Below are 24,212 nucleotides of genomic sequence, written 5' to 3' on the forward strand. Positions count from 1 at the left end.
CGGTGGATTGGCTAATTTTGTTGTTTTGGCGAACTCAAAACTAACCGGTTTTACCGCCGTCTCCTACTTTTTCACGCTAACCCGCGATGAACCAAAAAAAAGCCTGCCCCCCGTTTCCGGGACGCAGGCCTCAATGCCTGATGTTCTGTCAGTTTTCGTCACTGTCGTTTACCCGCGCAGTGAATGCAAGATCGTCCATGTTGACAAAGCAGTCTGCGTGCCATGTTTTTAAATTATTGATATTTATAAATAATAATGAATGAGCACAAAAATGAGTGTTATTGAGGGCGGGATTTCGTGGCTGTTTTAGTGCGTGACGCTTCTTTATTGGGCGTAGCCATGGGGTTGTCGGCCAGCCAGTCGTGGAGGTGCTCTCCCAACAGGCGGTCGCTGGCAACATCCACGGGGCCGTAGCGCCCCGACAGGGTAAAGGGGAGTTGGTGCCGGCCCTCGGTCTTGCTGTCGATAACCGGTGCGTCAATGCCCATGGAAGCTGCGGCGTTGCGGAACAGATCCGGCCTGACGACCTGACGAACCATGGCGCCGTCCACCGGGCCGAGTTGACCCCGGAGCGTCAGGCGGGTTGCCAGCCAATGGGCTTGTGACAGCCAGGGGAAGTTGGCGGAGTGGCGAAAAAAGTGTTGATGCAATCGCGGATGGAACAGACTGTACGGGTGGTTATCCAGCACGTTGATCTGTTCACCCAGATACTCGGGCCTGGCCAGGATGTCCCGTAGCAGGCGATGGTTGTGAGGGTTATCCAGCCACTGACAGGCTGCAAGCAGTGCCCGCAACAGGTGCCGGTGCATCACGTTGTGCTGCTCCGTCCAGTCGGCGCGCATACCCAGAACCTTTTCAGGGGCGTTCTGCCAGATCTGGTGGCCGGAATGGAGAATATGCCCCAGCTTCTCGTACTCCAGCAAGCTGTTCCAGGGCTCACCGACGCAGCAGCCTTCGATGGTATTTGATCGAAACGCGTCCACCATCTGTATCGGGGATACGGGGATGATCTGCACGTGCTTTTCCGCGTCTGGCCCGGCAGAGGCCAGCCAGTCCCGGAGCTGAAGGTCATGGCTGGACCAGGGCGCCACGGAGGCCAATCGTATTGGCTCGCCTCTGCCCCTGGCCACGCGTATCAGCGCGCGAGCGGTGGCAATGGGGTTCTCCAGATCCGTGGCTGAATGGGTCAGTTCGTGATGCAGCCGAGCGCTGAGGGTAATCCCGTTGCCGTTGCGGCTCAGCACCATGCCGACCACAACGGGCACTTTGGGGCGGTCGGTCGCCAGGGACATACTCAGCGGCATCGGCGCCAGCATGTGGCCGCCGTCCAGCAGGCCAAAACTGACCTTGTCGCGCAATGATGCCCAGGAGCCTTCACGCACCAGTTCCACGTCCAACCCTTCGGCATCAAACAGCCCCAGCTCTCGCGCAACAATCAATGGTGCGCTATCGAGCAGCGGCACAAAGCCGAGGCGGACATTGAATCCGGGATGCTTGTGAAGCGGGGTTGGACGAACCATGGATGCTCCCTAACAGCGTTGATCAGGATGCTTTCTGGATGGCACCGGCCGAGCCCTGGCTGTGTCGTTCCAACAGCTTGATAACGCGCCCCGCCATCACCGCCAGGCGTTCGCTGTGCTCCATGGCAGAGCTGCGCAGCATACGATAGGCCGTTTCCTCGTCGCAGTTTTCATGCCGCATGATCAGCCCTTTGGCTTTCTCAATAACCTTGCGGTCTTCCAGTGCCGAGCGGGTTTCCTCCAGCTCTGCCCTCAGTGCCTGAAAGGATTCGAACTGCGCTACGGCTGAGTCAATGATCGAGCGAACCCGGTCCGGCTGTATGCCGTCGACAACGTAGGCGCTGACCCCCGCCTTCACTGCGGCATGGATGGTGGCGCGATCACCGGGCTGGTCGGCGAAGAAAACGATGGGCCGGGGTGCGTGAGTGTTGAGGGTGCTCATGTTCTCCAGGGTATCCCGGTCGGGCGAGTCCATATCAATGATCACCATGTCCGGCTGGTCGCGGGCAACCGCTGCGGTCAGGCCGGTAGCATCCGGGCGCTGGCGAATGACTTCATGGCCCTCATGTCTGAGCGCCTGGCAAACCTGGCTTGCCCGTTCGGGGTCCTTGTCGATCAGAAGGATGCGAAGGGGTTCTGGCGAATTCATGATGGTTTCCTCGATGTACAGGCATTGGATGCCTTTCTCTTTAACGCTGTCAGCAAAACGGTTCCATCAGTGTCATTGCAATAAATTTGCCAGGGTCACGGGAAGTGCCTTGCGAGCAGGGGAATAGCCGTTTCTCAAGGTCATGGGCAAATATTTTTATTCGTTAACTGTGCGCTCTGATTGGGCGTTTTTGAGCGTTTTGCACTGTTATGACTCCTGGCACGGGGGTATTGAGCGGTCCCAGAGTTTGCTGAAACACCTGCTGGCCGGTTTTCTCCGGGAGTGGCCCTGGATTTGCACGGGCTTTGGGAAACGTTTGTAGCGAAAGCTGACACGCCAACCATAAACTGCCAGGCCCGGGGTTACTTGATCCCGGTACTGAATGCTGGCAACGAAGCCCGCATGCCCGGTTCCTGCCTGTTCAGGGAGTTCCGGACATTGCGGGCTTTTTTGTGCGTGTAACACTCAGGAGACACCGTGGACTTACTCAACACTACTGGCCCGGACCCGGTTCATACCACCTGCCCCTATTGCGGGGTAGGCTGTGGCGTGATGGCCTATTCCGACGGCGGCACACCGGTGGCCGGGGACAAAGACCACCCTGCGAACAAGGGGCGTCTGTGTGTGAAAGGTGCCAGCCTTCACGAAACCACCGGCCAGGAAGACGGACGGTTGCTGTTCCCGATTGTCAGGGGGCGCCGCAGCGAATGGGAGCAGGCGCTGGACGAGGTGGCATATGCGATACAGGACAGCGTCAAGACTCACGGCCCACAGTCGGTGGCCTTTTACCTGTCGGGCCAGTTGCTGACCGAGGACTATTACGTCGCCAACAAGCTGGCCAAAGGGTTCATTCGCACACCTCATGTGGATACCAACTCCCGGCTTTGCATGTCGTCGGCTGTGGCTGCTCACAAACGGGCCTTTGGGGCGGATGTGGTTCCGGGTTGCTATGAGGACCTGGAACTGGCGGACCTGCTGGTTCTGGCTGGCAGTAACGCCGCGTGGGCGCATCCGGTGCTTTACCAGCGTATGAAGGCCAGTGCGCGGGATGGGCGTCGAGTGGTTGTTATTGATCCACGCCGCACCGCCACCAGTGAACTGGCGGACCTTCACCTGGCGTTGCGGCCAGGTACGGATACGGTATTGTTCAACGGTTTGCTGAGTTGGCTCGCCGATCAAGGTGGCCTGGATCAGGCCTACATTGATGCGCACTGCCAGGGTTTCGATAACGCATTGGCAAGTGCACGGGCGGCGGCCCCAAGCGTCGAATCGGTCGCAGAGCAGTGTGATCTTGCGCCGGAGGATGTCGAAACCTTTTATGCCTGGTTTGCTCAGACGCCGCGCACCGTCACCGGCTTTTCCCAGGGCATAAACCAGTCGATTGCCGGCACCGATAAAGGCAATGCGATTATTAACAGTCACCTGGCGACAGGCCGGGTGGGTAAGCCCGGAGCGGGGCCCTTCTCCCTGACCGGCCAGCCCAATGCCATGGGTGGACGGGAAGTGGGCGGGCTGGCCAATACCCTGGCCGCTCACATGGATTACGACAGCCCGGGAGCCCGATCACGAGTGGCGGATTTCTGGGGTACCGGTGCGGTGGCCGATGGTCCGGGCTACAAGGCCGTGGACATGTTTGAGGCGGTTCACCGTGGTGATATCCGGGTGATCTGGATCATGGGAACCAACCCGGCGGTCAGTCTGCCGGATTCGGCCCGGGTTCGGGAGGCCTTGGCGCGTTGTCCCACCGTGATTGTTTCAGACTGCGTCGCCCACACCGATACCACGGACCTCGCGGACATCCTCCTACCCGCCGCTGGCTGGGGGGAAAAGGATGGCACCGTCACCAATTCGGAACGCCGTATTTCGCGGCAGCGTTGCTTCCTACCCCTGCCCGCGGAAGTAAAACCGGACTGGTGGATCATGAGTTCCGTGGCCGGAAAACTGGGGTTCGGCGAGGCATTTAACTATAAGCGACCCGCGGATATCTTTCGTGAACACGCGGCCCTGTCTGCCCATGAGAACAATGGTGAGCGCCTATTTAACCTTGCCGGGCTGGCTAACCTTTCAGATGCCGGCTATGAAGCGCTGATCCCGGTGCAATGGCCAGTTATGGAGGGCGCTGGAGTGGAGGCTGAAGGCTCGACACGACTGTTTTCCGATGGCCGTTTTGTCACCGACAACCAGCGTGCCCGCTTTGTCGCCATCAACACCCGATTGCCCGCCCAACAAACCAGTGACGACTACCCCATGGTGGTCAATACCGGCCGTATACGGGACCAGTGGCACACCATGACCCGAACCGCCAACACCCCACGATTACTGACCCACCGCTCAGAGCCCTATGTCGACGTGCATCCCGACGACATGGTTGCGCACCAGCTGAAGGAGGGGCATCTGGCGCGGTTGAGCCTCGGTGACGGCGGTTACGTGGGGCGAGTCCGAAAGAGCCCCGAACAGCGTCGTGGCGAGGTATTTATACCCATCCACTGGAATCGACAGTTTGCGTCCAGTGGGGTTGCAACACTGCTGACCGAATCAGTGACAGACCCAGTTTCGGGCCAGCCGGAGGCCAAACATGGGCGAGCCGACATAACGCCATTCCGCGCCCGTTGGCATGCACGATTGCTGGTCAGGCGCAATCGGCCGCGGCGCTGGCAGGCCGACTACTGGTGCCAGGTGCCACTGCAATACTGCGACAGTTGGTGGCTGGCCGGGCGGCAGCCAGTTGACTGGCCGGCGTCGATGACAGAGTGGCTGGGCGGAAAAGCGCATCTGGTAATGGCCGATGTGGCGCAGGGGCGGTTTCGCGCCGCCCGGCTGGTCAACGGGCAACTGGAAGCGGTGTTGATGGTCGACAGCGATCCGGCGTTGATACCGGAGACCAGTTGGCTGGATCGCTGTTTTGCCGAAACAGAACTTTGCGACTCCAGCCGCCGGGCGCTGTTGGCTGCACGGGACGTCGACGTGGAAGATCCGGGCGCCATGATCTGTAGCTGTTTTCAGGTTGGGGAAAACCAGATAGCCGGTGCCATTGCTGAAGGGGCGCAGTCGATAGAAGCCCTGGGTAATAGCCTGAAGTGCGGCACCAATTGCGGGTCCTGCATTCCGGAGTTGCGCGACCTGCTTGCGGTATCAGTCCGCGAGAGCGCGTAACAGAACCAGGGGGACCCGGTATCGCAAGCCACGGCTGCGCCCGGTGCCCTCCACGGTGCAGGTTTTCCGGTTCACCCGAATGATCCGACCTTCCAGCTCACGTTTGCCGGCGCCAAAGCTCACCGCATCCCCGATCGTCCAGTTCGCTATGAGTTGGCGTGTATCTGGCGCCTCAATGGGATCGTCGGGCACGGAAAGCCCTGCCTTTTCGGCCTGGATGGCGAGATGACGCCTGGCTGCCTCAGCACCGCCGCTGGCGTGGAGCTCGTCCAGTATCCGGTAGAAATGCTGATTATGGACGGAGCCCCGGTAGCGCTGGCCTGACACATGCTGGAGTAGGTGCGCAAATTCGTGGCAACAGGTGTGCGCCAGCAGGTTCAATGTGGTGACCGTACCCCCGAAATACTCTCTCTGGCGAATCTCCCGCCCGGATAGCCAGCCGCCAACGGCATCAGGCTGGTGCTTATCCATAATCATGCGCTTGCCGTAGGTGATCTGGTGCTGTTTCAGGCGTGGGTCAAAACGATGGTAAGTGGCCTGGCCCGAGCCGACACGGCATAGCAGGGTAGTGGCGGGGAGTTGATTGCGAACCCATTGTCGGGCGGGTGACCAGAGAACCTCTTCGGTTACGGCACACATCAGGTTACCAAGTTGAATGGCATTGTTTGTTGGAATGGTCATTCTGGGCGAGCCTGGGTGTGAGTCTTCTGCCGCGAATCGATCTGGACACCCCAAGGGTACCTTTCGATTTGCCAGTTTGCTATGGCTCAGATGCTATGTATTTTAAAACTAAGAAATGACGAACTGGTAATTCGAGCAGCCTTTTGAATCCTCAATAAGCAATCAGACAAATTGCCACCAGATATCAATAAGTGGTTACGATTTGTCTGATTCTGGCTTCGCTCTGTCTTCCCGGGCGCAAAAAACGTATTCGAATGTCTAGCGCTTGGAAGCGCCTCAGATACCGGGCGAGATCGTGCCAGTAATTTTGTCAAACTCACTTTCGGGGAAACTGATAATGAGGATGGTGTCTGGGCTTTCCTCATTCATTAGGTAGCCTGTCAGGTAATCACGAAACTGTGCGGAGAACCCCGTAAATCCTGGGGAGACGTTCAGTGCTTGGGTCTTGACAGTTTCAGATTCCGAAGCAGATCTCAGGGTTTTCAGGAACTCGGGAGTTGAAGCAACGTCGGCTGGTACCGGTTCCACCCGTAGGTATCCAATAGCCCTGCCATCACTTAGTAATGTTATGTCGTTTTTTTCGATGCGAACGGCGTCGAACAGCTCCGATTGAATAGAGACTGCGTAATTTTTACTGGGCGAAAACGATACTGATTGCGTCGATGCGCAACCGGCGAGTGCAAAGGCCAGAACGATTAATACCAAAACTTTCATTTGCTCACACATCCATGTTATCGAAGAGAGGCTTCCAACGGGCTCTTGAATTGTAACCCACGAGTTAGTTTGCAGGTAAGGCTGATTCTAACGGAGCCTCTAATGAATGGCTCGCCTGCTGCCCGGATAACGCGCAGGGCCCACTTTCGAATACTGTTGGCTGGAGTGAGAAGATCCTTCGGATTTGGAATGGAGTCGATCCACTTGCTGCATTCCTCAGTTTCAGTGATGAGATGCGCGGCAAGTTCTACGGTTTCTGACGTAATGCTTCCGGCATGAAAGCGACTCGCTATTCGATCACCGTAAAACGCACTCACAATGGCTTGAACGGCAGCAACGTCTTCTTCGTTAAGGCTAATATCGCTCACTACCAAACTCCTTTTGATAGTTAGTAATGCGAAGAGAGGGACCGCAGCCCCTCACTCCATTCGCTATTGCGATATATCTTGAGGGCTTAGCCTTCGATCGGCGAACGCCAGTCGTCCGCACCGGAAGTACCGGCAACAGCGTGTTCCCAGGTCACTTTACGGTAGGACAGGGACGCGGTTACCAGTTGGGTGAAGTCAGCGCTGGCGGCGTCCTGGCAGTGCGGCATGTTGCACTGGATGTCGATGATGGTGGCATCTTCCAGGATGGTGGAGAAGAAGTGCTCCTGCTTGCCTTCAACAGAGGTGCGGTACCACTTCAGCTCAACCTTCGGCAGCATTTCGCCAGAAGCCAGGGCGTTGTACATAAGCGGGGTTGCTTTGTTCAGCGCAGAGGTGAACTTGAACGGCTTGTGAACGCGCTGACCGGAAGGCTGACCGGACTGGGGATCGGTCGGAACGGTGACAACGTGGCTGAATTCCTGAACCAGCACTTCGTCTTCGTGACCTTCAACGTAGATGTTGCCTACGGAGTCGGAGGTGAATGCGCCGGCGGTGATGTTGCCCTGAGTTTGGCCTTCGATGCTGATATAACAAGGAGTTGGCATAGTCTGCTCCATGACGTGTGAATGAGTAAGTGTCCTCGGGATCTCCCTGGACACTTAACACATAACAAAGGCCGTGCCAGAAATATAAATGTCTTTAATAACAGCAAGTAACGGTTTCAAGGTTGATAGTCTACGGCTGGGCCAGGCAATCGGTTGCTGGCTTTGGGGCGAGATCTTGCTGATCGAGCAAAAAATTGCTCAACATTGCTCAGCGTAGGTTGAAATTAATCGGCAGGGTATAGGTGAAGGTCTGGCCTTTCATGGAGTCGGGTACTTCCGGCAGTGGTTCGGCGTCCTTGAGCATGTCCAGCGCAGCATCATCGAGCAACGCATGGCTTGAGGAGGCGTGCAAAGAGTGGTTTACCAGAGTGCCATCACGGCTGAACTCGAAAACCACCACCGGAGCGCCTTCCTGGCCAAGACGACGGGCCCGACGTGGGTATTCGTAGTAGCGCCCCAGATGCCGGCTCAGTTCCGTGAGGTAGCGGTCCACATCGGAGGACTGTCCGGCAGTGAGTTCAACCTGCTGGCTGAGGCTTTCTTCTTCAGCAGTTTCAGCAGTTTCAGCAGTGTTTTCGGACACTTGCTCCGTGCTCGTGTCGCTTTCAGTCGCATCAACCTGGGGCTCAGGCTCTGTTACTTCGGGTTGCGGTGTCGGCTCAGGTTCGGGTTGTGGCTCGGGTTCCGGTTCCGGCACAATTTCTGGCTCTGGCTCTGGCTCTGGCTCTGGCTCTGGCTCTGGCTCTGGCTCTGGCTCTGGCTCTGGCTCTGGCTCTGGCTCTGGCTCTGGCTCTGGCTCTGGTTTCGGAGTTGGCTCGGGGGGCGTTTCCTGTTCAACGGGGGGCTGGGGTTCGGGCGTTTCGGGCGCCGGTTTGCCGGCCAGGGAAATCTTGATAGCAGGCGCGGAATTAACGGCGGCGTTTCCGAGCGGTTTCAGTTCAGGAATTCGCTCGGGCGTGGCGATTACCACCACAATTGCAGTGATAACAACGGAAACGAGCAGGAGAAGGCAACGGACGGTCTTGCTGGCACCCATCAACTGGCGGGCTCCGTCAGCAGGATGACTTCCTGATAGCCGCTGTCCTCCAGCACACGAAGCAGCGACTCCAGATCAGACATGGCAATCTCGCGTTCAGCGGCGATTTTCAACGGGGATTCTTCATCCGGCGCTGGCAATGCCTTGGGAAGGCCCTGCGTCGTTACGGTGCGGCCGTCGACTTGCCACTCGCCTTTTGCAGTGACGGTGAGATCGGCATAGGGCTGCTCATTACCGGCTTGTTGCCCGGTGCCCGGTAGCTCTGGCAACGGGGTGTCTGACAGTTGGCCTGCCACGATAAAGAACATCAGCAGCAGGAATACCAGATTGATGAGCGGCAGGAGAGCGTCCTCGAGACGCTCCATCAATGACTTGCCCGAGGTAACGGGCGGCGGTACCAGATCCGTCATGGCTGCTCCGCAGCGTCAGGGGTGCGCTTCCAGTGCGTGGTAACGCCACTGTCAGTGAGCTGACTGTAGGCCTGGGTGAAATGAGTCAGTTGGGTGGCAGACTCTGTGGCGAGGTTGATTTCGCTGACGCCACCGGCCCGGAGCTGCTGGACCAGACCGTCCACTCCATAGGTTTCTCCCTGCCAGCGAGCCTGGCCATCACGCTGGATGACCACTTCGGGGATCGGCTCTCCGGTGACTGAACTGGTGTCGCCCGTGCTGTTGCTAAGCTCCATGAAACTGACCGGCAGCAAACGGCTGGTGAGCATGAAGAACACCAGCAGAATGAAGACCACATCGATCAGTGGGGTGATGCGGATCGGGATCGGGCGTGCCGGGCGTGGTTCAACCAGTTGCATTGGCCAGGCGACCCTGATGCTCGTCCCCGGAATACTCCACAACGCGCCCGGTCCTGGTGCCGGTGGCCGGTGCCGACTCATCGTGGGTCTCCAACGCCGATTCGCTTTCCGTTGTGGCGACGGGGACCGAGAGAATGGTAACCAGTGCGCTATTGATGGTTTTCTGGATACGCCGCAGGCGGAATTCAATCCAGGCGGCCAGTGCGGCAAACGGAATGGCGATAACCAGGCCGGCCGCAGTTGTGGTGAGTGCTTCGTAGATGCCGCCGCTTAGCTGGGAGGCATTGGCGCGCCCTTCGGTGGCGGCCATGGCTCCAAACGCCTCCATCATGCCCAGAACGGTGCCTAAAAGGCCCAGCAACGGTGCCAGCGCGGCAATCACTTCGATGATTTTGAGCGGTGCCTCGAACGGCTCGAGGGCTTCATGGGCGTCCCTGGCGACGGACTCCCGAATCTGCTGGGGATCGGTGCCGGCATTGCGGGCGTTCATGGTGTTGACGATCAAGTGGTGCAGTGGGTTCAGTCGGGCGTATCGGCTTGCGGACCGTTGCAGGTCCTCCGACACGTTGTCGCCAGGCCTTTGTTGCCATTTTGTAATGGCCTTTTTAAGTTTGGCAGTAAACCTGGGGGCAAAAAAAGTGCCGAATAACATGAGGTAAAGAAAGGTGACAACACCTGCCAGGGCAATCGCCAGCAACACAATCATGACGGGGCCGCCCATTTCCAGCAGCTGACTGACCGGGCCGGCGCTGATTCCGGTGGCGTCGGCGAGCAGGGACTCGGACATTGGGGAAACCTCAGTTAAGAAAATAGGTCTAAATAGTAACGATTATCATTGAAATTGCAAGTTCTGTAACCTGCTGAAACCCGAGTCTCTGTTAGACTTACCAATATTAAATCCTCCAGTAATCGACACGTTATCCAGTGAAAAACAGATATTTAGCATTAAGGGACGTCAACCCGAACCTATCCTGCGTCCATGAAGCGGGAGCCACTCCGCTGTGATGATAAGACGCTGGCTAGCAAGCCTGGTTAATCGTGCTGTTGCCTTTGTCATCCTGGCCATCGTGCTGGCTGCTCTGGCGGTGGCCGTGGTCAGTTCTCTGGTGGGACGCTCGGAACTGGCGGGGCAGACAAGGGAGCAGGTGGAGACCATCGCGGAACTGGTTGCCAGCGATCTTGATGCACGCCTGGCCCAGCGCCGGGATACCCTGACCCATGTCGCGGAAGGGTTCACCATGGAGGAGGTGGTGCTGCGCTCCCGCTCCCGCCTTCTCGTCCGTCGCGAGATTGCGTTGCAACATATGTTCGACGGGATCTACGTATTTGATGCCAGTGGCAAGGTCATTGCGGAGTATCCAGAAAGCTTCCGGCAGACGGGGCTGGATGTCAGCGGCCGTGAGTATTTCCGCCAGACCTCAAGCCAGCTCACCTCCATTATCAGTGACCCTTATGTGTCGAACTACCGGGAGCGGCCCGCCGTTATGATGACGGCGCCGATTTTCGATCATCGTCAACGGTTTATCGGCGTGCTGGGAGGGGCGGTTTTTCTCGACGGCGACAACTTCATGGAAGACACCAGCGGTGTGAGTATTGGTAAAACCGGCTATATCAGCATTGCCACACGTACCGGTGTAACCCTGGGCCACGGCCGTACCGGTGAAACCATGGTGCCGCTCAGGCTTGAAAACGAGGCTCACAAGAAGGCGATGGCGGGCTTCGAAGGCACTTTGCAGACGCTTGACCAGGAAGGCACCGAAACCATCACCTCGGTGCGCCAGATGTCACAGGTGCCCTGGTTTGTGGCCGCTGTGTGGCCGGTGAATGAGGCCTATGCGCCGCTCAGCCGGTTGACGGACAGCTTTGCGCAGACTCTCCTGATCGTGATTCTGATTGTGGCACCCTTGGCGCTGGTTGTGTTTCGTCGGTTGATGGCGCCCATGCGAAATCTGGGGTTCCAGATCAGTGAGCGCCACCTGGGGATACGGACCGAGCCGGTGGACGTTCTGGGAGGCACGGAAATCCGCCAGGTTGCGGAGACCTTCAACACCGTGATGGAAGAGCGTGACGAAGTGCTGTCCTCCCTGGCCGAGCGCGAGGCGTTTTTCCGCTCGCTCACCCAGAGTGCGCCGATTGGCATTATCCAGACCGATGTTCTGGGCAGGATTGAGTTCGTGAACCCGGCGTTTGAGCGGATCATCGGGGTCAGCTCCAGTGACCTCCAGCATACCCCCCTGATTCAAGGCGTATACGAAGAGGATCAGGCTGGCACGGTTGAAGCGTGGCGAGAGGCTCTGCGCAGCAAAACAGTGTTCCGAGGGCGATTCCGCCTGAAAAGCCGCTCCGGAGGTGGCGTGGTGTGGGCGGATGCCATGACGGCGGTGATTGAGACGGAGGAGCGTTCACTGGGTACCATCACCGTAGTCAGGGACATCACCCACGAACTGGAGATCGAGGCGGAACTGGCCGAGCAACAGAAACGCGCGGACAGTATTCTGGGCGTATTGCAGGAAGGCGTATTGATGGTGGATGCCGAAGGCATTATCCGGTACTCCAACCAGGCCGCGTCCGGGTTCCTTGGATTGGCCGAAAACGGCGAGCGGCAGAACTTTTTCACGCTGGTATCGATTGAAGACGAGAACCATCGCTGGGAGGCTGACGATTTTCTGCGCAGTGCCGATGTGGATAGCCTGTATGCCACCCTGCGAAACAGGGCGGGCCAACTCTTCGATATAGACCTGGCAATGCTTCATCTTCGCCGGGAAAGCCATAATCACCGTATGGTATTCGTGATCCGGGACGACAGCGCCCGCCGTCGCGAAGAAGAGCGACTGTCCTGGGAAGCGACCCACGACAGCCTGACGGGCTTGCTCAATCGTCGGGCGTTCAATTCTTCCCTGGTCAAATGCCTGACGGATACCAACAAGAAAACGGCGGCCAGCGTTCTGATGCTGATCGACCTGGACTACTTCAAGCCCGTCAACGACGAAGGCGGGCACTTGCTGGGAGATGATTTGCTGGGGCGACTATCGGACCTGCTCACGCAGTCCGTGCGCCAGTCGGACACGGTGGCACGTCTTGGTGGCGATGAATTCGGTATTATCCTGCCTGCCTGTGGTCAGCAGCGCGCTGTCGAGCTTGCCGAGAAAATCCGAGCCGGTATTGAAGCCTTGCGTATAGAGCAGGACGGCAGGACGTTTGGAGTGACTGCCAGCATCGGCCTGACCGAGATGGGTGTCGCGGATACAGGGCCCCGGGAAGTCGTTGCGCGTGCTGACGAAGGCACCTACGCCGCCAAGGCCCAGGGGCGAAATCGTGTGGTGACGGTTCCCTTACCGTCACGGCAGAAGCCGGATTGATCACCACCACCCCGCAGAGCTGCCCGCCTGCCACAGCAAGCGCAGAGCGAGCAGGGTCAGAAGAACGTTGAACACGCGGCTGAAGTGCCGATTGCTCAGGGACTTGAGCACGTGGAGCCCCAGCCAGGTGCCGGCAAAACCAAAGCCGATCATGGCCAGTATGAACATCAGCCAGTCGCGGAAAACGAAACCAGCGAGTCCAAAAACCAACGCCTTGGGTGCGTGCTGGAGCGTCATCGCCGTGGCGAATGTCGCGACGGTGGTGAAACGCTCGGTGTGCATCTGCTTGATGAAGGAGGCCACCAGGGGACCGGTTGCGCCCACAAACAGGGAAATGAAACTGGTTAACGCAGAGGCAAGAAAGATCCCGATGCTGCCGAAGGCTCCCTTTGGCAGAGCGGGGCCCCAGCACAGGTAAAGCACGAAAGCGCCAATGGTCAGTTGCCACAGATAGGGCGGCAGGTCGATCAGCAACCAGGCGCCAAGCCCCGCTCCGACCAGTACCCCTGGTGCGAAGGCTGCAATGGCTTTCCAGTCGGTGTGCTGCCAGGTCAGTGTGGCTCGCCCGGCGTTGGAACCCAACTGGATCATACCGTGAACCGGTATGATCGCCGCCGGTGGTATCCAGAACGCCATCAATACCAGCAGCAGAACCCCGCCCCCGGCGCCAAGGCTGGCGGTAATCATCGACGTAATGACAGAGCTCAGCAGCAGGAAAACGGCCGTTGCGGTGTTCAGGCCTTCCGGGATGAACGTCAGTTCCAAGGCGGGCTCCGGGTTTATTGGCAGAAGCGGGTATCAGCGAGTCGCGCGGTTTTACACAGCGCCTCGGTGGCGAGTTGAACATCCGCCACATAATACAGCGAAGCCAGCCCGAAGCGATCCCGCCCCAAATTGTGGAACACCATGCCAAAGGCAATGTCTCCCGCACTGAATCGCTCATGCTCCTGGGCAAAATAAATCGCAGGCTTCGACAGTGTCTCGTCCTCCAGCAGGGACTGAACGCGGCTGGCACCGCCGTGATAAGCCTGAACCAGAAGCAGCGTGAAAAGCTGATCCCCTTTGTCGTCGGGCAGGTGACCGAAGCGCGCCTCGAAGGGCGGCCTGAGGTTGCGAGCATTCTGATCCATCAGTTTGAGGGCGCAGTCAATCTGTGCCAATCGATGCCAGTGGTTGGCGGGTTTGATCCGGCAGTCTTTGAGCGCCGAGGGTGAGAGCTGAAGGATGCCTTTGGCGTTGGCGGCAGAGTGCGCCCTTTGCTGGCCGCTGCTCTCGATCAATACCTGGCCGCCGAGGTACTTGGGCAGGCTCGCCGGCAGATCGAGGCGTTGCTGCTGCTCACGCAGGCCATAAACGTACATCAGTGCCTCGTGGAGTGGCTGTGGTGTTTCCTGAGAGGCGAACGACAGATCGTCCCAGGCACCCCAAATCAGTTCCGAAGGCAGGGTGCCAAGGTAGCGTGCCACGGCTTCATCCAGGTTGACGTGCGGCTGTCGACAGGACAGGGCGAAGGGGTATCCGGTCCTGTCGGGGCCGCCCGGGGTCCAGTCGTCAGCGCGGCCAGTGGCTGCCAGAGAGGCTCTGGTATCATTCAGGCGAACCTGGGTGGCCTCACGGTCGGAGCCATCGTCGATATAGCCAAGGAACTGGCCGCGCATATCGAACAGAATGTGCCGATCGGGCTTAGAGCAATAACCGGACTCCTTCAGTACCCAGCGGCGGATGGTTGTGATGTTCTGGTATACCCCCTGACTTGACCAGTACGGTGAGCTGCGAACAACGCTGGTCCAGTTCTCGGCAGGTTCCGGCGGGTTTTTACTCGCTTGCGAAGTGGACGCGATAACAGATGTGACTATTATAACGACAGCAAGAAAGTGACGCTTAAAGCTCATGTTCATAAATACCGGTTTCCCCAATCTCCCGAAAACAGAATAACAAACGGAATCGATCATGAAGCAATCCGAATACCTCCGATACGACGCGGTAGCGCTTGCCGACCTGATTCGCCGCGGAGAAGTCGCGGCCAGTGACATCTGTGAGGCCGCTATTGAGCGTGCGGCCACGGTGAATGACAAGCTCAACGCCATCTGCCACCCCCAGTTCTCCGATGCACTGAACCAGGCGCCTACACCGGATAGTACCTTCTCGGGCGTTCCCATGCTGCTTAAAGATCTGGCCCAGGAACAGCAAGGCCAGCCCTGTACCTACGGCAGCCGGGGATTGAAGAAAAACATCGCGTCCCGGGATTCAGAGTTTGTACGCCGTGCACGGGCTGCGGGCCTGGTATTCCTGGGCCGCACCGCAACGCCGGAGTTCGGACTGAAGGCAGTCACCGAATCGAAACTCTGGGGAGCCTGCCGTAATCCATGGGATACGGATCGGACACCGGGTGGTTCCAGCGGCGGCTCCGGTGCTGCGGTGGCGGCGGGTATTGTACCCATGGCGGGAGCCAATGACGGTGGCGGCTCGATTCGCATTCCGGCGGCCTACAACGGGCTGTTCGGGTTGAAACCGTCGCGCGGTCGCATTTCCTCCGGCCCTTCGGTGGGTGAGGCATGGACGGGCGCCTCGACCGATCACGTGGTCACCCGCACGGTTCGAGACAGCGCCGCCATGCTGGACGTGCTGGCTGGCCCCGCGGTGGGAGATCCCTTTACCATTGCACCGCCGGCCGCCCCCTATGCCAAGCTGATGCAGCGGGCGCCACGCAGCCTCAAGATTGGTGTATTTACGTCGTCGCCCTACGAAACCGACGTGGCAAGGGAGTGTGTGGATGCCGTTGAGGAGACTGCGCGCACTCTGGAAAACCTGGGGCACCGGGTGGAGTATGCGCGTCCGGAATTCGACGGCATGGCCCTCGCCCGCTGTTATCTGGGGCTGTATTTCGGGGAAGTGTCTACGTTGATGGACCGCGCGAAAGCCGAGTTTGGTGCCCGCGATGACGACTTCGAACTGGATACCCGTCTGATCGGTATGTTGGGGCGGACCATGCCTCTACCGGACTACGTGCGCCGTCGCCAGCAGTGGAACGATTTTGCTCGCGCCCTGGGGGCGTTTTTTGAAGGTTACGACATGTACCTGTGCCCGACGGCTGGCCAGTTGCCGGCGAAGATTGGCGAGTTGGATACCCCATCCCATCTGCAGGTGGCTGCCCGGCTGATGTTGCTGCTGAAAGCCGGCAAGTTGGTACACCGCAGTGGGCAAGTCGACCAGATGGCTATGGAAAGCCTCGCCCGCACGCCCTTTACCCAGCTTGCCAACCTTACCGGTACACCTGCGATGTCTGTCCCGCTCGCCTGGACAGCCGCCGGATTGCCGGTGGGAGTGCAGTTCGGCGCTCCGCACGGAGACGAAGGCACCCTACTTCAGCTGGCGGCACAACTGGAAGAGGCCAACCCCTGGTTTGGGCGCTACGAACTGCTGGAAGCAATGATCTGACGCCATGCACTGAAACAATAAATAACGCATTGTGATCCGGGGTCACCGTATCCACGTTTATCTTTATGGCAGGAACAGGCTATGCTGTGAGTCAGGAAGAGCCCATTCTTCCTGAACGACCCTGATGGCATCGAGGAGGCGAGCGTATTATGAACCAACCGATGGCAATCGACGAACTGGTGTCTGTAGCACAGGCCGAGGCCATGGGGGAGCTTGATGCCCCAATGATGGCGATCGTACTGTCCAGCGAACAAAGCTACGATTTGCCCATTAACTCTCTTGAAACCGATGCCGACAAGGCCCGCTGGGGATTGATCCTGCGCGCGGCCCGAGAGCATGTGGAAGCCGATGCGGTTGCCGTGCTGTACCCGGCGTGGACCACCATCCGCAGCAAGAAACCGGCGAAAGCCGAAGCAGGGTCAGAGGACACCCAGTCAGTGGCAGATAGCGACGAAGAGCAGCCTGCGCGTGGTGAGGATCCGGCAGAGCCCATCGACACACTGTTTGTGCAGTTGCACACCCGCGACCGCATCTACTGGCGTGGCTTTGAGCAGATCCGTGATCCCAAGCACCAGCGCATTATCGGCTTCCGACGGATCAAGGCCTTGTCCACCGAATACGGTCGTGACGAAGCACCGTCAGTAACCTCCTGGCTGAACACCCTGTTTGAGCCGCTGCCTGATGAAGGCGAGGAAACCGAGGTGGATATGGAATTGGCGGATCTGCTGGATGAACCGGAGGTCAGCGCCGCTCTGTATCCACGCCAACTCCGTGCACTGCACTGATTAATATGCCATTGGGAGCCCCGGTGTCGAAAGGCACCGGGGCCAGGCTCAGATGGCCATTGCCCTCTCGGCTACCCAGTAAAGGCTGATTGCGCCTACGGCAATCAGTGTCAGCGGAACGACTGCCCTGCCGTAAAGGTGTGTTTTACCCCAGAGGTAAAGCAGCGGGAAGGCAATAACCAGCAGGCCCAACTGCCCGAGCTCTACGCCAATATTGAAGCCGGCGAGGGCCACGACGGTCTGGGAAACACCGCTGGTGAGATCCCCCAGAACGCTGGCGAACCCGAATCCGTGTATCAGCCCGAACCCAAAGGCCAGCTTCCAGGTTTTCCTGCCCAGTATCGGCCACATCACGTTCATGGCGGCCACCGCTATGGACAGGGCGATGATGGTCTCCACCCAGGCGATGGGCAGACGAACAATGCCAAGGGCTGCCAGTGCCAGGGTTACGGAATGGGCCGCCGTGAACGCGGTCACGATCCCCGTCAGTTCCCACAGCCGCTGCTTCAGCCCCACCGGCGTGCTGCCATCGTTTTTTCTCAGTGTGGCCGGCAGCATCAGCACCAGAAGAAACAGTATGTGGTCGAGGCCGATGAGCAGATGGATGACACCTTCGTACAGGAAGGTTCCGAACAGCTGCAGGCTTCCTGGTGCGTCTCCGGCGGAGAGCGCCAGTTGGCGACTGTCAGGGCCTACTACCCCCAGCGTGCTGGTGCCGCCGCTTTCAAGGCTTATCAGGCCGCGATGGAGCGGGTCCTGTGAGAACAGAAGGTTGTATGTCAGGGTGTCGGGCGTGGCGCCATCGGGGCAGCTAATGGTGTAGAGACCGGCGGCATAGGGGCCGTCGCTATGGCTGGCAAGCCCCCATTGCTGGCCGGTCAGGCGGCAATCGGCCTGGGCGCTGGACAAGATTACGCCCTGCTCTACCCATCGGGTAATCTGGTCCCGGCCAGCACGGAGCTCCGCACCACTGAGCTGGCGATCCCCGTTCCGGTCCAGCGGCAAGGCCACCGAGACGTCCCGGAGTGCCACATCGATCCGTATCTCGCCCCGGTCCTGGTTCAGGTAGATGAAGCTGTCGCTGGCTTTGTGGGCCCATGCCGTTCCGGAGATCAGGGCCAGCAGGACCATGGATACCACCAGGCTGCCCCATTGTTTCATACCCCTCATGATTCAGCCTCCGGGTAGCGTGCATCGGTCTGCCCCTGCTCTTTCAGCCAGGTTCTCACCTTCCGGGCTGGCTCGTTGTCACCCGCCGCATCGGCGGCACGCAGCAGCAGCCGGGTATCGAGGGGCTCGCGCTGGCTGCGCCAGTTATCTGCCGCAAAGGTCAATGCGGTCTCGGCATCGCCTTCCACGTCCAGTTGGAAGCGTGCCATGTCTCGCTGATGCAGCAGGTTTCCGCGCCAACGGGCCTCTGCGAAGCGCTCCCTGAGGCTTTCGGCCAACGTCTCTGCATTCGGGTGCCCGGACTCAGCCATGGCAATCGCCCGAATAACGGCCAGTGGATCGACTTGTTCATAGCCGTCGGTCAGGGCCAGTACCTTGTCGTTCTGGTTTCGGCCCAGATACCAGTCTGCCAGTTGGGTGCGGGTATAGAGATCGTCGGGGGCGATGCTGAGCACTGTTTTCCAGTGATCCTCCGCAGCGGGGCTGCCTATCTGCGCGGCGATATCCCCCAGGGTTCCCTCCGCCCAAAGCTGGCTGGTGACATCGGCATCGGTTGCGTCTGTTCGTCGTTGGAGTTTCTGGTAGGCCGCTTCGGGGCTACCCGTGCGGGCATCAACCTGAGCCGTGCAGCTGTCGGCAATCAATCCGGGGTAGGATTGTTGCAACTGGGCGCAGTGCTTTCGTGCGTCTTCATAATTGCCCTGAACGATTTCCAGGTTGGCCAACAGCAACCGAGCCTGGTTTTTCTGGAGTGTGGCGCTGGATCGGGCTATGACGGTTTCCAGGTCTTTCCTGGCACTGTCAAAGCGGTGGAGGCTCTGGTCCAGTGTTGCCCTGAGGGTAAGCAGGCGGTCGGTCATGTCTCCGGACCATCGCTGCAACATCCCGTCGGCATAGCCCAGGAAACGGGGGTCTCCGGTGCTTCTGGCACGGGAGATCTGATTTTGTACGGTGTCTGCCAACTGCTCGGGCGAATCCGGTAATTCGGACGTGGTCAGTGCCGGCTCTGGCAGTTCAACAAGAATATTGGTGTCGGAAAAATCTGTCTCGATAGGTCCGGGTGCAGCGGTTGCGACGTTTGGAAAACCGGCCATCAACCACAGCCCGACACAAAAAGCCCCGCCCCGAAGGGCAGGGAATGTGCTTGCCGGCTTCAGGCGTACTGAAGGCCGGCAAGGGGTCCTATTGGATGAACAGATCGTCGAAGGCCTGTTCATTATTCTGGTCATTGAAGCTGAACTCCTTGTCGTTGATCTGAACGGCTTCACGGGTGTCGTCGGTGTTTGCGATCTCAGCCTTCACAAAGGTTGAGAAATCCACCGCCGGATCTGGCCTGTCACCGCCACCGCCGCCGCTACTGCTGGAGCCGTCGAAACACCCCGCCAGTGCCAGGGTTATCAGGCCCGTTCCGGCTAACTTCATAGTGAGTTTCATGATTCACTCCTTATGAGTTGGGTGAGCCGGCCAGTGGCGTTGCCAGATATGGGAACACTTCCTGGAGCTCAGCTGGGTCAAGTTGCACACCGTCGGTAAACGGGGCGTCCTTGTTCGGGGCATCAGTGGTCAATGCGCCCATGACTACACGCAGGGCAATATCCACGGTGTCATCCACCGGGCGACGGCCATTCGGGAAGCCGGCGTTGTCACCACCGAGAACACCCAGGTCATTTTGCGAGGCTGCAGGTGTGGCTGCGATTTCCGGGTTCAGTCGCAGCATTTCTGACGTTTGCACGCCTACCGGCATGTTTACATCGGGTACGCCGGTCAGGAACGCTGTTACCAGATCGGTCCGCGGGAAGTTATTCGGTGCCTCAGCGCCTGCGCTGCTGAACAATATTTCCAGCAGTTCGGGCAGGGTCGGATGAGTCACGTAGGTAGCGAACTGGCCATCGTTCATGGGCTCGCTGGCGTTGAACCGGTCCTTGTCTTTCAGGCCGATCACGACTTCGTTTACCAGCGGCATACCGAGACGTGATACCTGGGTCCATGCACCGCCTTCAACGGTTGCACCTTTGCCATCAACGGTCGGTTGCGGATTGATGACTCGGGCCTGGCGAACGCTGGCGGTGGTCCAGCCGCCGATGACGGGCTGATCCATTCCGGTGACTGCCGTGCCGGTCAGACACTCGGTCGGTACTTCCAGGGCGAAGGAGGTCACGTTCTTGTCTGCAAGATCACCGGCACCTTCGCCGTCACGTGGGCCGAGCGGGTTGGTGTTGACCAGGTCGAAGATCTCGCCAAGGTTGACCGCGAAAGCTTCCTTGCGTTGACCCACGAAGACCTGCCCGTTGGTGGCGCAGCCTGGAATGCCAATCTCGAAGATGTGCTGGTTGGCGTAAGCTTGGTATCCGCCTGGAAACGATTTTTCGCCGATGTTGTCCAGTGGCTTGTCGAAGGTGGCGGTGCCATCCGTGACGTTGGTGGCGGTTTCAACGGTGCCGGTACGGCGATCACCGCGAATTACGGACACCGTGTATTCCTGGCTGACCTGAACGTTGTCGCCGTCGCTGGCATCGCCGATGTTCTTGAGCGGTACGGAAACCATCTGCTGGTCACCGTCTGGGCCGACCGGCAATTGAATATCGTTCAGGTTGTCCGAGAACTGAAAGCGGAACGTGAGGTTTTCCTGTGCGTTGCCACTGTTGTCGATGTGGATTTCATAAACCGCGTCTTCATCCAGATCGAAGTAGTTGGGACCGCCATACGCATCCTGCAGCGGCAGGTAATTCGCGATCAGGGTGACGAAATCCGCACGTCCCGTCTCGTAACTGCGGAACATGTAGAAATCGGTCCCGTCCACCTTGGGTACTTCAGTGATAAAGGGTGCTTCGCGGTGGCTTGAGGCGTTTGCTGCGCCGGCACTGATACAGAGTCCGGCAACCGCAATGGCGAGGCCGGAGCGTTTTAGTAAAGTATTCATTCCGTTTTCCTCTTCTATTGTTGGTGTTGCAAAGGGGGTTACGGAGCGATTAGAGAAAAGGATGCAGTTCTCACCAAAAAAAATTGAAAGCGTCTTATCCGGAAGTGGGCTGGCATAGTATGAATAGTGAGTGCACCACGTTCAGCCAACTTGTGAGGCGTGTGTCAGGTGGCGGGACTGGCGGTCCAACATAGCGTTATTCTTCAAGTCGACCCAGAGCGACTATGCTTCATGGTGTTTGTTTGATTTCAGGGCCAACAACATGCTCCATCGCACCCAATGGGTTTCCGACGCCATTGCCCGCATTGATGCGGATTTCAATCGTTCTGCAGACACCCATCTGATCAAGCTGGACCTGCCGGGCCTGCGTGACGTTGATCTCTATCTCAAGGATGAGTCGACCCACCCGACCGGCAGCCTCAAACATCGGCTGGCACGCTCACTGTTTCTGTTCGGGCTCTGTAATGGCTGGATTACGCCAGGCACCCCGATCATCGAGGCCTCGAGTGGATCGACAGCGGTCTCCGAGGCCTATTTTGCCAAGCTCCTCGGGCTGCGGTTTATCGCAGTCATGCCCCGAACGACGTCGGCACAGAAAATTGCCAAAATCGAGTTCTATGGGGGCGAGTGTCACCTGGTGGAGAATGGCAGTGAGATCTACGCTGAATCTCAGCGTCTGGCCCGTGAGCTCGGTGGTCACTACATGGATCAGTTCACCTACGCTGAGAGGGCGACAGACTGGCGGGGTAACAACAACATTGCCGAAAGCATTTTCGAGCAGTTGCGACGGGAGCCGCACCCCATACCGCGCTGGATTGTTGTCAGCGCGGGCACCGGTGGCACGTCGTCAACCATCGGGCGCTACATCCGCTACGGCGGCCATCTTGCCCGGGGTTGTGAGCTGTGCGTGGCGGACCCGGAAAACTCGGTGTTCTATGACGCCTTCGCTAGCGGGCGGTCTGATATTGTCGGCCAGTGCGGTTCGCGCATTGAGGGTATTGGTCGCCCCAGGGTTGAGCCCTCTTTCAGCCCGACGGTGATTGAGCGCATGGTTCGCGTACCCGATGCGGCCAGTTTTGCCGCGCTCCGGTATCTGGAACGTCATCTTGGCCGGCGTTGTGGCGGCTCTACCGGTACCAATCTGATTGCCACACTGAGCCTCGCCAGTGAAATGCAAAGCGCCCGAGAGGGCGGGTCGGTTGTCACGCTTCTGTGCGATGGTGGCGACCGTTACACCGACACCTATTTCAATCCCGCGTGGCTTGCCAACCAGGGCCTGGAGTTAACCAAGTGGGAAAAAGCGCTGGACGATTTTGATCAAAGCGGCGTGTTTGAGCCCGATCTGATGACCTGCATGCATCCTGATGGGCATTCTGAACGTAAGGTCGACTAATACCTGTAGAACAAAACAAGGGATCGTATAGATGGTAACCAGCAATTCTGAGCAGGATGATCTGATGGGACTGCTGATCGCAGTGTCCCGGGAAGACCGACTGGCCTTTCAGCGGCTGTATGAAAAAATTTCCGGCAGGATGTTCGGGCTTTGCCTGAAACTGGCCAGTCAGCGAGATCTGGCAGAAGAGGCCGTTCAGGATGCCTTTGTGCAGATATGGCACCACGCCGGTGAATATCACAGTGAGCGTGGCGCTCCCCTGAGCTGGATGCTGACGATTGCCCGTTATCGCACACTCGATCTTATGAGGAATCGGAAATCGCGGCCGACGTCCGGCGATGCCCACCTTGAGCGTGTTGCCGATGAACGTGACGGCCCGTTGGACGAATCACTTCGGGTCGCGGGCAGCGCCGAGCTTCGCGGGTGCCTGGATGAACTCTCAGAGACGCAGCGGGACAGTATCCTGTTGTCTTATTATCGGGGGTTTACCCACGATGAGCTTTCCGAGGCCCTGAGTTCTCCCATTGGAACCGTAAAAAGCTGGATTCGGCGCGGATTAATGGCTTTGAAGAGGTGTCTGGAACGATGAAAAAGACACCGGAAAGAATAGAAGCATTGGCAGCGGAGTACGTGCTTGGCTCCCTTCATGGGGCAGCCCGTCGGCGTTTCGAGCGCTGGATGATGGAGTCGGTTCGAGTCCGCCAGGAAGTCTGGTTCTGGGAAGAGAAGCTGGGGCACCTGGGCGCACGCATTGAGGAAGAACAGCCTCCGGCGTCGGTCTGGGCTGGCATCGAACGCCGGCTTTGGGCCCGGGAGGATAAACCCGAGTCGGCAGTTGCGGCCAATGATGCGTCCGGCCGTTGGTTCTGGCCTGGCTGGAGCATGCTGGCAACGGCTGCGGCGCTGGTGCTGGCCGTTGTCCTGGTGCAACAGCCAGAGCCAGAGGTGGATGACCGTCTTTCAGGCGCCATCGTACAGGCGGACGTGAGCGATCCCCTATGGTTGGTCAGTGAGTCATCGCTCGACAGGCAATTGAAACTGCGTCCCGTTGCCGCGACGGCGGCCCAGCAGGGCAAGGATTACGAATTGTGGATCGTGCCGGCGGATGGCCAGCCCCTGTCGCTCGGGGTTATTCCGGTGGGTGGAACCTATCAGGTAACTCTGGATGATGACGCGCGTGCGCTTCTCAGCAATAGCCGAACACTGGCGATCAGCCTGGAGCCGGTGGGAGGCTCTCCCACCGGCCAGCCGACCGGGCCGATCCTGCACGTTGCGAAACTGTATGAACTCTGATCGTTGAGTGCGGATTAATGGCTCGATAGCAGCGTGATGCACAGCTGGGCGTTCTGGACAAAGTGTCCGAACGCCGTCAGCTGATCGTCGGAGGGCACATAGTCCGCCGCCGCGTTGTCCGCGTAAAACAGGCCAACCAGTCGCCCCTTCGCTTTCAGGGGGCCGATCAGCGCCGGCACGTTCCCCAGCCAGCGATCATAGGCAACCCCTTCAGTTTTCGATTTTGGCAGATAGACACTGCAATCAGCGTGGGGTAAGAGCGCCCCGAGAGGACCGGTGCCATCCTTGCGGATGGTGAAGTTGTCCTTCCAGGCTTCGGT

24 protein-coding genes and 1 pseudogene are annotated in these 24,212 nt (G+C 58.7%); 8 read left to right on the forward strand and 17 right to left on the reverse strand.

The genetic code is table 11. The annotated features are described in order from the left end of the window. The coding region (locus AXW11_RS17965; RefSeq protein WP_286792527.1) for a hypothetical protein at nucleotides 1-232 on the forward strand (232 nt) is incomplete at its 5' end. 46 nt (nucleotides 233-278) lie between these two features. On the opposite strand, the gene AXW11_RS17970 is transcribed toward AXW11_RS17965, so the two are convergent. Both AXW11_RS17970 and AXW11_RS17975 read right to left on the reverse strand, forming a co-directional pair. Beyond that, nucleotides 279-1,520, reverse strand: coding sequence for a CmpA/NrtA family ABC transporter substrate-binding protein (locus tag AXW11_RS17970; RefSeq protein ID WP_091641481.1), 1,242 nt, complete (start codon nucleotides 1,518-1,520; stop codon nucleotides 279-281). 22 nt (nucleotides 1,521-1,542) lie between these two features. Then, nucleotides 1,543-2,169, reverse strand: a complete 627-nt coding sequence (locus AXW11_RS17975; RefSeq protein ID WP_036201980.1) for an ANTAR domain-containing response regulator — start codon at nucleotides 2,167-2,169, stop codon at nucleotides 1,543-1,545. A 477-nt stretch (nucleotides 2,170-2,646) separates the two neighbouring features. On the opposite strand from AXW11_RS17975, the gene AXW11_RS17980 reads away from it, so the two are divergent. Continuing rightward, nucleotides 2,647-5,322 (forward strand): nitrate reductase, encoded by a 2,676-nt coding sequence (locus AXW11_RS17980; RefSeq protein ID WP_091641484.1) that lies wholly within the window; start codon nucleotides 2,647-2,649, stop codon nucleotides 5,320-5,322. On the opposite strand, the gene AXW11_RS17985 is transcribed toward AXW11_RS17980, so the two are convergent. The 8 genes from AXW11_RS17985 to AXW11_RS18020 all read right to left on the reverse strand — a co-directional run bounded on the left by AXW11_RS17985 (nucleotide 5,302) and on the right by AXW11_RS18020 (nucleotide 10,321). Continuing rightward, nucleotides 5,302-6,003, reverse strand: a complete 702-nt coding sequence (locus tag AXW11_RS17985; protein ID WP_041332852.1) for a hypothetical protein — start codon at nucleotides 6,001-6,003, stop codon at nucleotides 5,302-5,304. The two genes, AXW11_RS17980 and AXW11_RS17985, sit on opposite strands and share 21 nt — an antisense overlap. A 276-nt stretch (nucleotides 6,004-6,279) precedes the next feature. Beyond that, nucleotides 6,280-6,717, reverse strand: a complete 438-nt coding sequence (locus AXW11_RS17990; protein WP_041332855.1) for a hypothetical protein — start codon at nucleotides 6,715-6,717, stop codon at nucleotides 6,280-6,282. Nucleotides 6,718-6,734: 17 nt separating this feature from the next. After that, entirely contained in the window at nucleotides 6,735-7,085 is a 351-nt protein-coding gene (locus AXW11_RS17995) for a hypothetical protein (protein ID WP_041332857.1), read from the reverse strand. 86 nt (nucleotides 7,086-7,171) lie between these two features. Continuing rightward, complete coding sequence (locus AXW11_RS18000) at nucleotides 7,172-7,690, reverse strand: Hcp family type VI secretion system effector (protein WP_007155157.1); 519 nt, start codon at nucleotides 7,688-7,690, stop codon at nucleotides 7,172-7,174. A 208-nt stretch (nucleotides 7,691-7,898) separates the two neighbouring features. Then, on the reverse strand, nucleotides 7,899-8,726 hold the full coding sequence (locus tag AXW11_RS18005; RefSeq protein ID WP_286792530.1) for an energy transducer TonB: 828 nt from the start codon (nucleotides 8,724-8,726) through the stop codon (nucleotides 7,899-7,901). After that, the gene (locus AXW11_RS18010) at nucleotides 8,726-9,136 is read right to left on the reverse strand and encodes an ExbD/TolR family protein (protein ID WP_085678042.1); all 411 of its coding nucleotides are present in this window, start codon (nucleotides 9,134-9,136) and stop codon (nucleotides 8,726-8,728) included. The genes AXW11_RS18005 and AXW11_RS18010 overlap by 1 nt, the downstream gene beginning before the upstream one ends. Then, the gene (locus AXW11_RS18015; protein ID WP_075196307.1) at nucleotides 9,133-9,534 is read right to left on the reverse strand and encodes an ExbD/TolR family protein; all 402 of its coding nucleotides are present in this window, start codon (nucleotides 9,532-9,534) and stop codon (nucleotides 9,133-9,135) included. The genes AXW11_RS18010 and AXW11_RS18015 overlap by 4 nt, the downstream gene beginning before the upstream one ends. Further along, entirely contained in the window at nucleotides 9,521-10,321 is an 801-nt protein-coding gene (locus tag AXW11_RS18020; protein WP_041335675.1) for a MotA/TolQ/ExbB proton channel family protein, read from the reverse strand. The genes AXW11_RS18015 and AXW11_RS18020 overlap by 14 nt, the downstream gene beginning before the upstream one ends. A 217-nt stretch (nucleotides 10,322-10,538) precedes the next feature. Here AXW11_RS18020 and AXW11_RS18025 point away from each other — a divergent pair, with 217 nt between their 5' ends. Further along, nucleotides 10,539-12,893: a sensor domain-containing diguanylate cyclase gene (locus AXW11_RS18025; protein ID WP_091641489.1), complete on the forward strand. Its 2,355-nt coding sequence runs from the start codon at nucleotides 10,539-10,541 to the stop codon at nucleotides 12,891-12,893. On the opposite strand, the gene AXW11_RS18030 is transcribed toward AXW11_RS18025, so the two are convergent. Together AXW11_RS18030 and AXW11_RS18035 are read right to left on the reverse strand one after the other, a co-directional pair. Next, a complete protein-coding gene (locus tag AXW11_RS18030) occupies nucleotides 12,894-13,658 on the reverse strand; it encodes a sulfite exporter TauE/SafE family protein (protein WP_041335677.1) in 765 nt (254 codons plus the stop codon). A 14-nt stretch (nucleotides 13,659-13,672) separates the two neighbouring features. Further along, nucleotides 13,673-14,791 (reverse strand): lysozyme family protein, encoded by a 1,119-nt coding sequence (locus AXW11_RS18035; protein WP_228301517.1) that lies wholly within the window; start codon nucleotides 14,789-14,791, stop codon nucleotides 13,673-13,675. Nucleotides 14,792-14,843: 52 nt separating this feature from the next. Between AXW11_RS18035 and AXW11_RS18040 the strand changes: the two genes are divergently transcribed. After that, entirely contained in the window at nucleotides 14,844-16,331 is a 1,488-nt protein-coding gene (locus AXW11_RS18040; protein WP_041335679.1) for an amidase, read from the forward strand. 149 nt (nucleotides 16,332-16,480) lie between these two features. Then, entirely contained in the window at nucleotides 16,481-17,116 is a 636-nt protein-coding gene (locus AXW11_RS18045; protein WP_036202020.1) for a hypothetical protein, read from the forward strand. A 48-nt stretch (nucleotides 17,117-17,164) separates the two neighbouring features. Here the strand turns inward: AXW11_RS18045 and AXW11_RS18050 are convergent, their stop codons facing one another. The 4 genes from AXW11_RS18050 to AXW11_RS18065 all read right to left on the reverse strand — a co-directional run bounded on the left by AXW11_RS18050 (nucleotide 17,165) and on the right by AXW11_RS18065 (nucleotide 21,206). Beyond that, entirely contained in the window at nucleotides 17,165-18,286 is a 1,122-nt protein-coding gene (locus AXW11_RS18050) for a HupE/UreJ family protein (RefSeq protein ID WP_041335681.1), read from the reverse strand. Beyond that, a complete protein-coding gene (locus tag AXW11_RS18055) occupies nucleotides 18,283-19,380 on the reverse strand; it encodes a tetratricopeptide repeat protein (RefSeq protein ID WP_041335683.1) in 1,098 nt (365 codons plus the stop codon). Before AXW11_RS18055 ends, AXW11_RS18050 begins: the two co-directional genes overlap by 4 nt. Nucleotides 19,381-19,468: 88 nt before the next feature. Continuing rightward, a complete protein-coding gene (locus AXW11_RS18060; RefSeq protein ID WP_041335685.1) occupies nucleotides 19,469-19,720 on the reverse strand; it encodes a hypothetical protein in 252 nt (83 codons plus the stop codon). Nucleotides 19,721-19,730: 10 nt separating this feature from the next. Beyond that, entirely contained in the window at nucleotides 19,731-21,206 is a 1,476-nt protein-coding gene (locus AXW11_RS18065; protein WP_041335687.1) for a DUF4331 domain-containing protein, read from the reverse strand. Between the two features lie 262 nt (nucleotides 21,207-21,468). On the opposite strand from AXW11_RS18065, the gene AXW11_RS18070 reads away from it, so the two are divergent. The 3 genes from AXW11_RS18070 to AXW11_RS18080 are packed head-to-tail and all read left to right on the forward strand — an operon-like array spanning nucleotide 21,469 to nucleotide 23,892. Further along, complete coding sequence (locus AXW11_RS18070; RefSeq protein ID WP_091641609.1) at nucleotides 21,469-22,599, forward strand: PLP-dependent cysteine synthase family protein; 1,131 nt, start codon at nucleotides 21,469-21,471, stop codon at nucleotides 22,597-22,599. A 31-nt stretch (nucleotides 22,600-22,630) separates the two neighbouring features. Next, nucleotides 22,631-23,188: a sigma-70 family RNA polymerase sigma factor gene (locus tag AXW11_RS18075; RefSeq protein WP_041335689.1), complete on the forward strand. Its 558-nt coding sequence runs from the start codon at nucleotides 22,631-22,633 to the stop codon at nucleotides 23,186-23,188. Further along, complete coding sequence (locus AXW11_RS18080) at nucleotides 23,185-23,892, forward strand: anti-sigma factor (protein ID WP_041335691.1); 708 nt, start codon at nucleotides 23,185-23,187, stop codon at nucleotides 23,890-23,892. The genes AXW11_RS18075 and AXW11_RS18080 overlap by 4 nt, the downstream gene beginning before the upstream one ends. Before the next feature lie 14 nt (nucleotides 23,893-23,906). On the opposite strand, the pseudogene AXW11_RS18085 reads toward AXW11_RS18080, so the two are convergent. Next, nucleotides 23,907-24,212, reverse strand: a pseudogene (locus AXW11_RS18085) (HDOD domain-containing protein); the annotation flags it as partial.

Source organism: Marinobacter sp. Hex_13, assembly GCF_001566815.1.
In the GTDB taxonomy this organism is placed as follows: domain Bacteria; phylum Pseudomonadota; class Gammaproteobacteria; order Pseudomonadales; family Oleiphilaceae; genus Marinobacter; species Marinobacter salarius.

Coding starts and splice junctions, on each gene's coding strand:
- AXW11_RS18080 (WP_041335691.1), top strand. CDS start 23,185: ATGAAAAAGACACCGGAAAGAATAGAAGCATTGGCAGCGGAGTACGTG.
- AXW11_RS17970 (WP_091641481.1), bottom strand. CDS start 1,520: ATGGTTCGTCCAACCCCGCTTCACAAGCATCCCGGATTCAATGTCCGC.
- AXW11_RS18010 (WP_085678042.1), bottom strand. CDS start 9,136: ATGACGGATCTGGTACCGCCGCCCGTTACCTCGGGCAAGTCATTGATG.
- AXW11_RS18000 (WP_007155157.1), bottom strand. CDS start 7,690: ATGCCAACTCCTTGTTATATCAGCATCGAAGGCCAAACTCAGGGCAAC.
- AXW11_RS18005 (WP_286792530.1), bottom strand. CDS start 8,726: ATGGGTGCCAGCAAGACCGTCCGTTGCCTTCTCCTGCTCGTTTCCGTT.
- AXW11_RS17975 (WP_036201980.1), bottom strand. CDS start 2,169: ATGAATTCGCCAGAACCCCTTCGCATCCTTCTGATCGACAAGGACCCC.
- AXW11_RS18055 (WP_041335683.1), bottom strand. CDS start 19,380: ATGGCCGGTTTTCCAAACGTCGCAACCGCTGCACCCGGACCTATCGAG.
- AXW11_RS18035 (WP_228301517.1), bottom strand. CDS start 14,791: ATGAACATGAGCTTTAAGCGTCACTTTCTTGCTGTCGTTATAATAGTC.
- AXW11_RS18050 (WP_041335681.1), bottom strand. CDS start 18,286: ATGAGGGGTATGAAACAATGGGGCAGCCTGGTGGTATCCATGGTCCTG.
- AXW11_RS18040 (WP_041335679.1), top strand. CDS start 14,844: ATGAAGCAATCCGAATACCTCCGATACGACGCGGTAGCGCTTGCCGAC.
- AXW11_RS18070 (WP_091641609.1), top strand. CDS start 21,469: ATGCTCCATCGCACCCAATGGGTTTCCGACGCCATTGCCCGCATTGAT.
- AXW11_RS17985 (WP_041332852.1), bottom strand. CDS start 6,003: ATGACCATTCCAACAAACAATGCCATTCAACTTGGTAACCTGATGTGT.
- AXW11_RS18015 (WP_075196307.1), bottom strand. CDS start 9,534: ATGCAACTGGTTGAACCACGCCCGGCACGCCCGATCCCGATCCGCATC.
- AXW11_RS18045 (WP_036202020.1), top strand. CDS start 16,481: ATGAACCAACCGATGGCAATCGACGAACTGGTGTCTGTAGCACAGGCC.
- AXW11_RS18065 (WP_041335687.1), bottom strand. CDS start 21,206: ATGAATACTTTACTAAAACGCTCCGGCCTCGCCATTGCGGTTGCCGGA.
- AXW11_RS18075 (WP_041335689.1), top strand. CDS start 22,631: ATGGTAACCAGCAATTCTGAGCAGGATGATCTGATGGGACTGCTGATC.
- AXW11_RS18060 (WP_041335685.1), bottom strand. CDS start 19,720: ATGAAACTCACTATGAAGTTAGCCGGAACGGGCCTGATAACCCTGGCA.
- AXW11_RS18025 (WP_091641489.1), top strand. CDS start 10,539: ATGATAAGACGCTGGCTAGCAAGCCTGGTTAATCGTGCTGTTGCCTTT.
- AXW11_RS17990 (WP_041332855.1), bottom strand. CDS start 6,717: ATGAAAGTTTTGGTATTAATCGTTCTGGCCTTTGCACTCGCCGGTTGC.
- AXW11_RS18020 (WP_041335675.1), bottom strand. CDS start 10,321: ATGTCCGAGTCCCTGCTCGCCGACGCCACCGGAATCAGCGCCGGCCCG.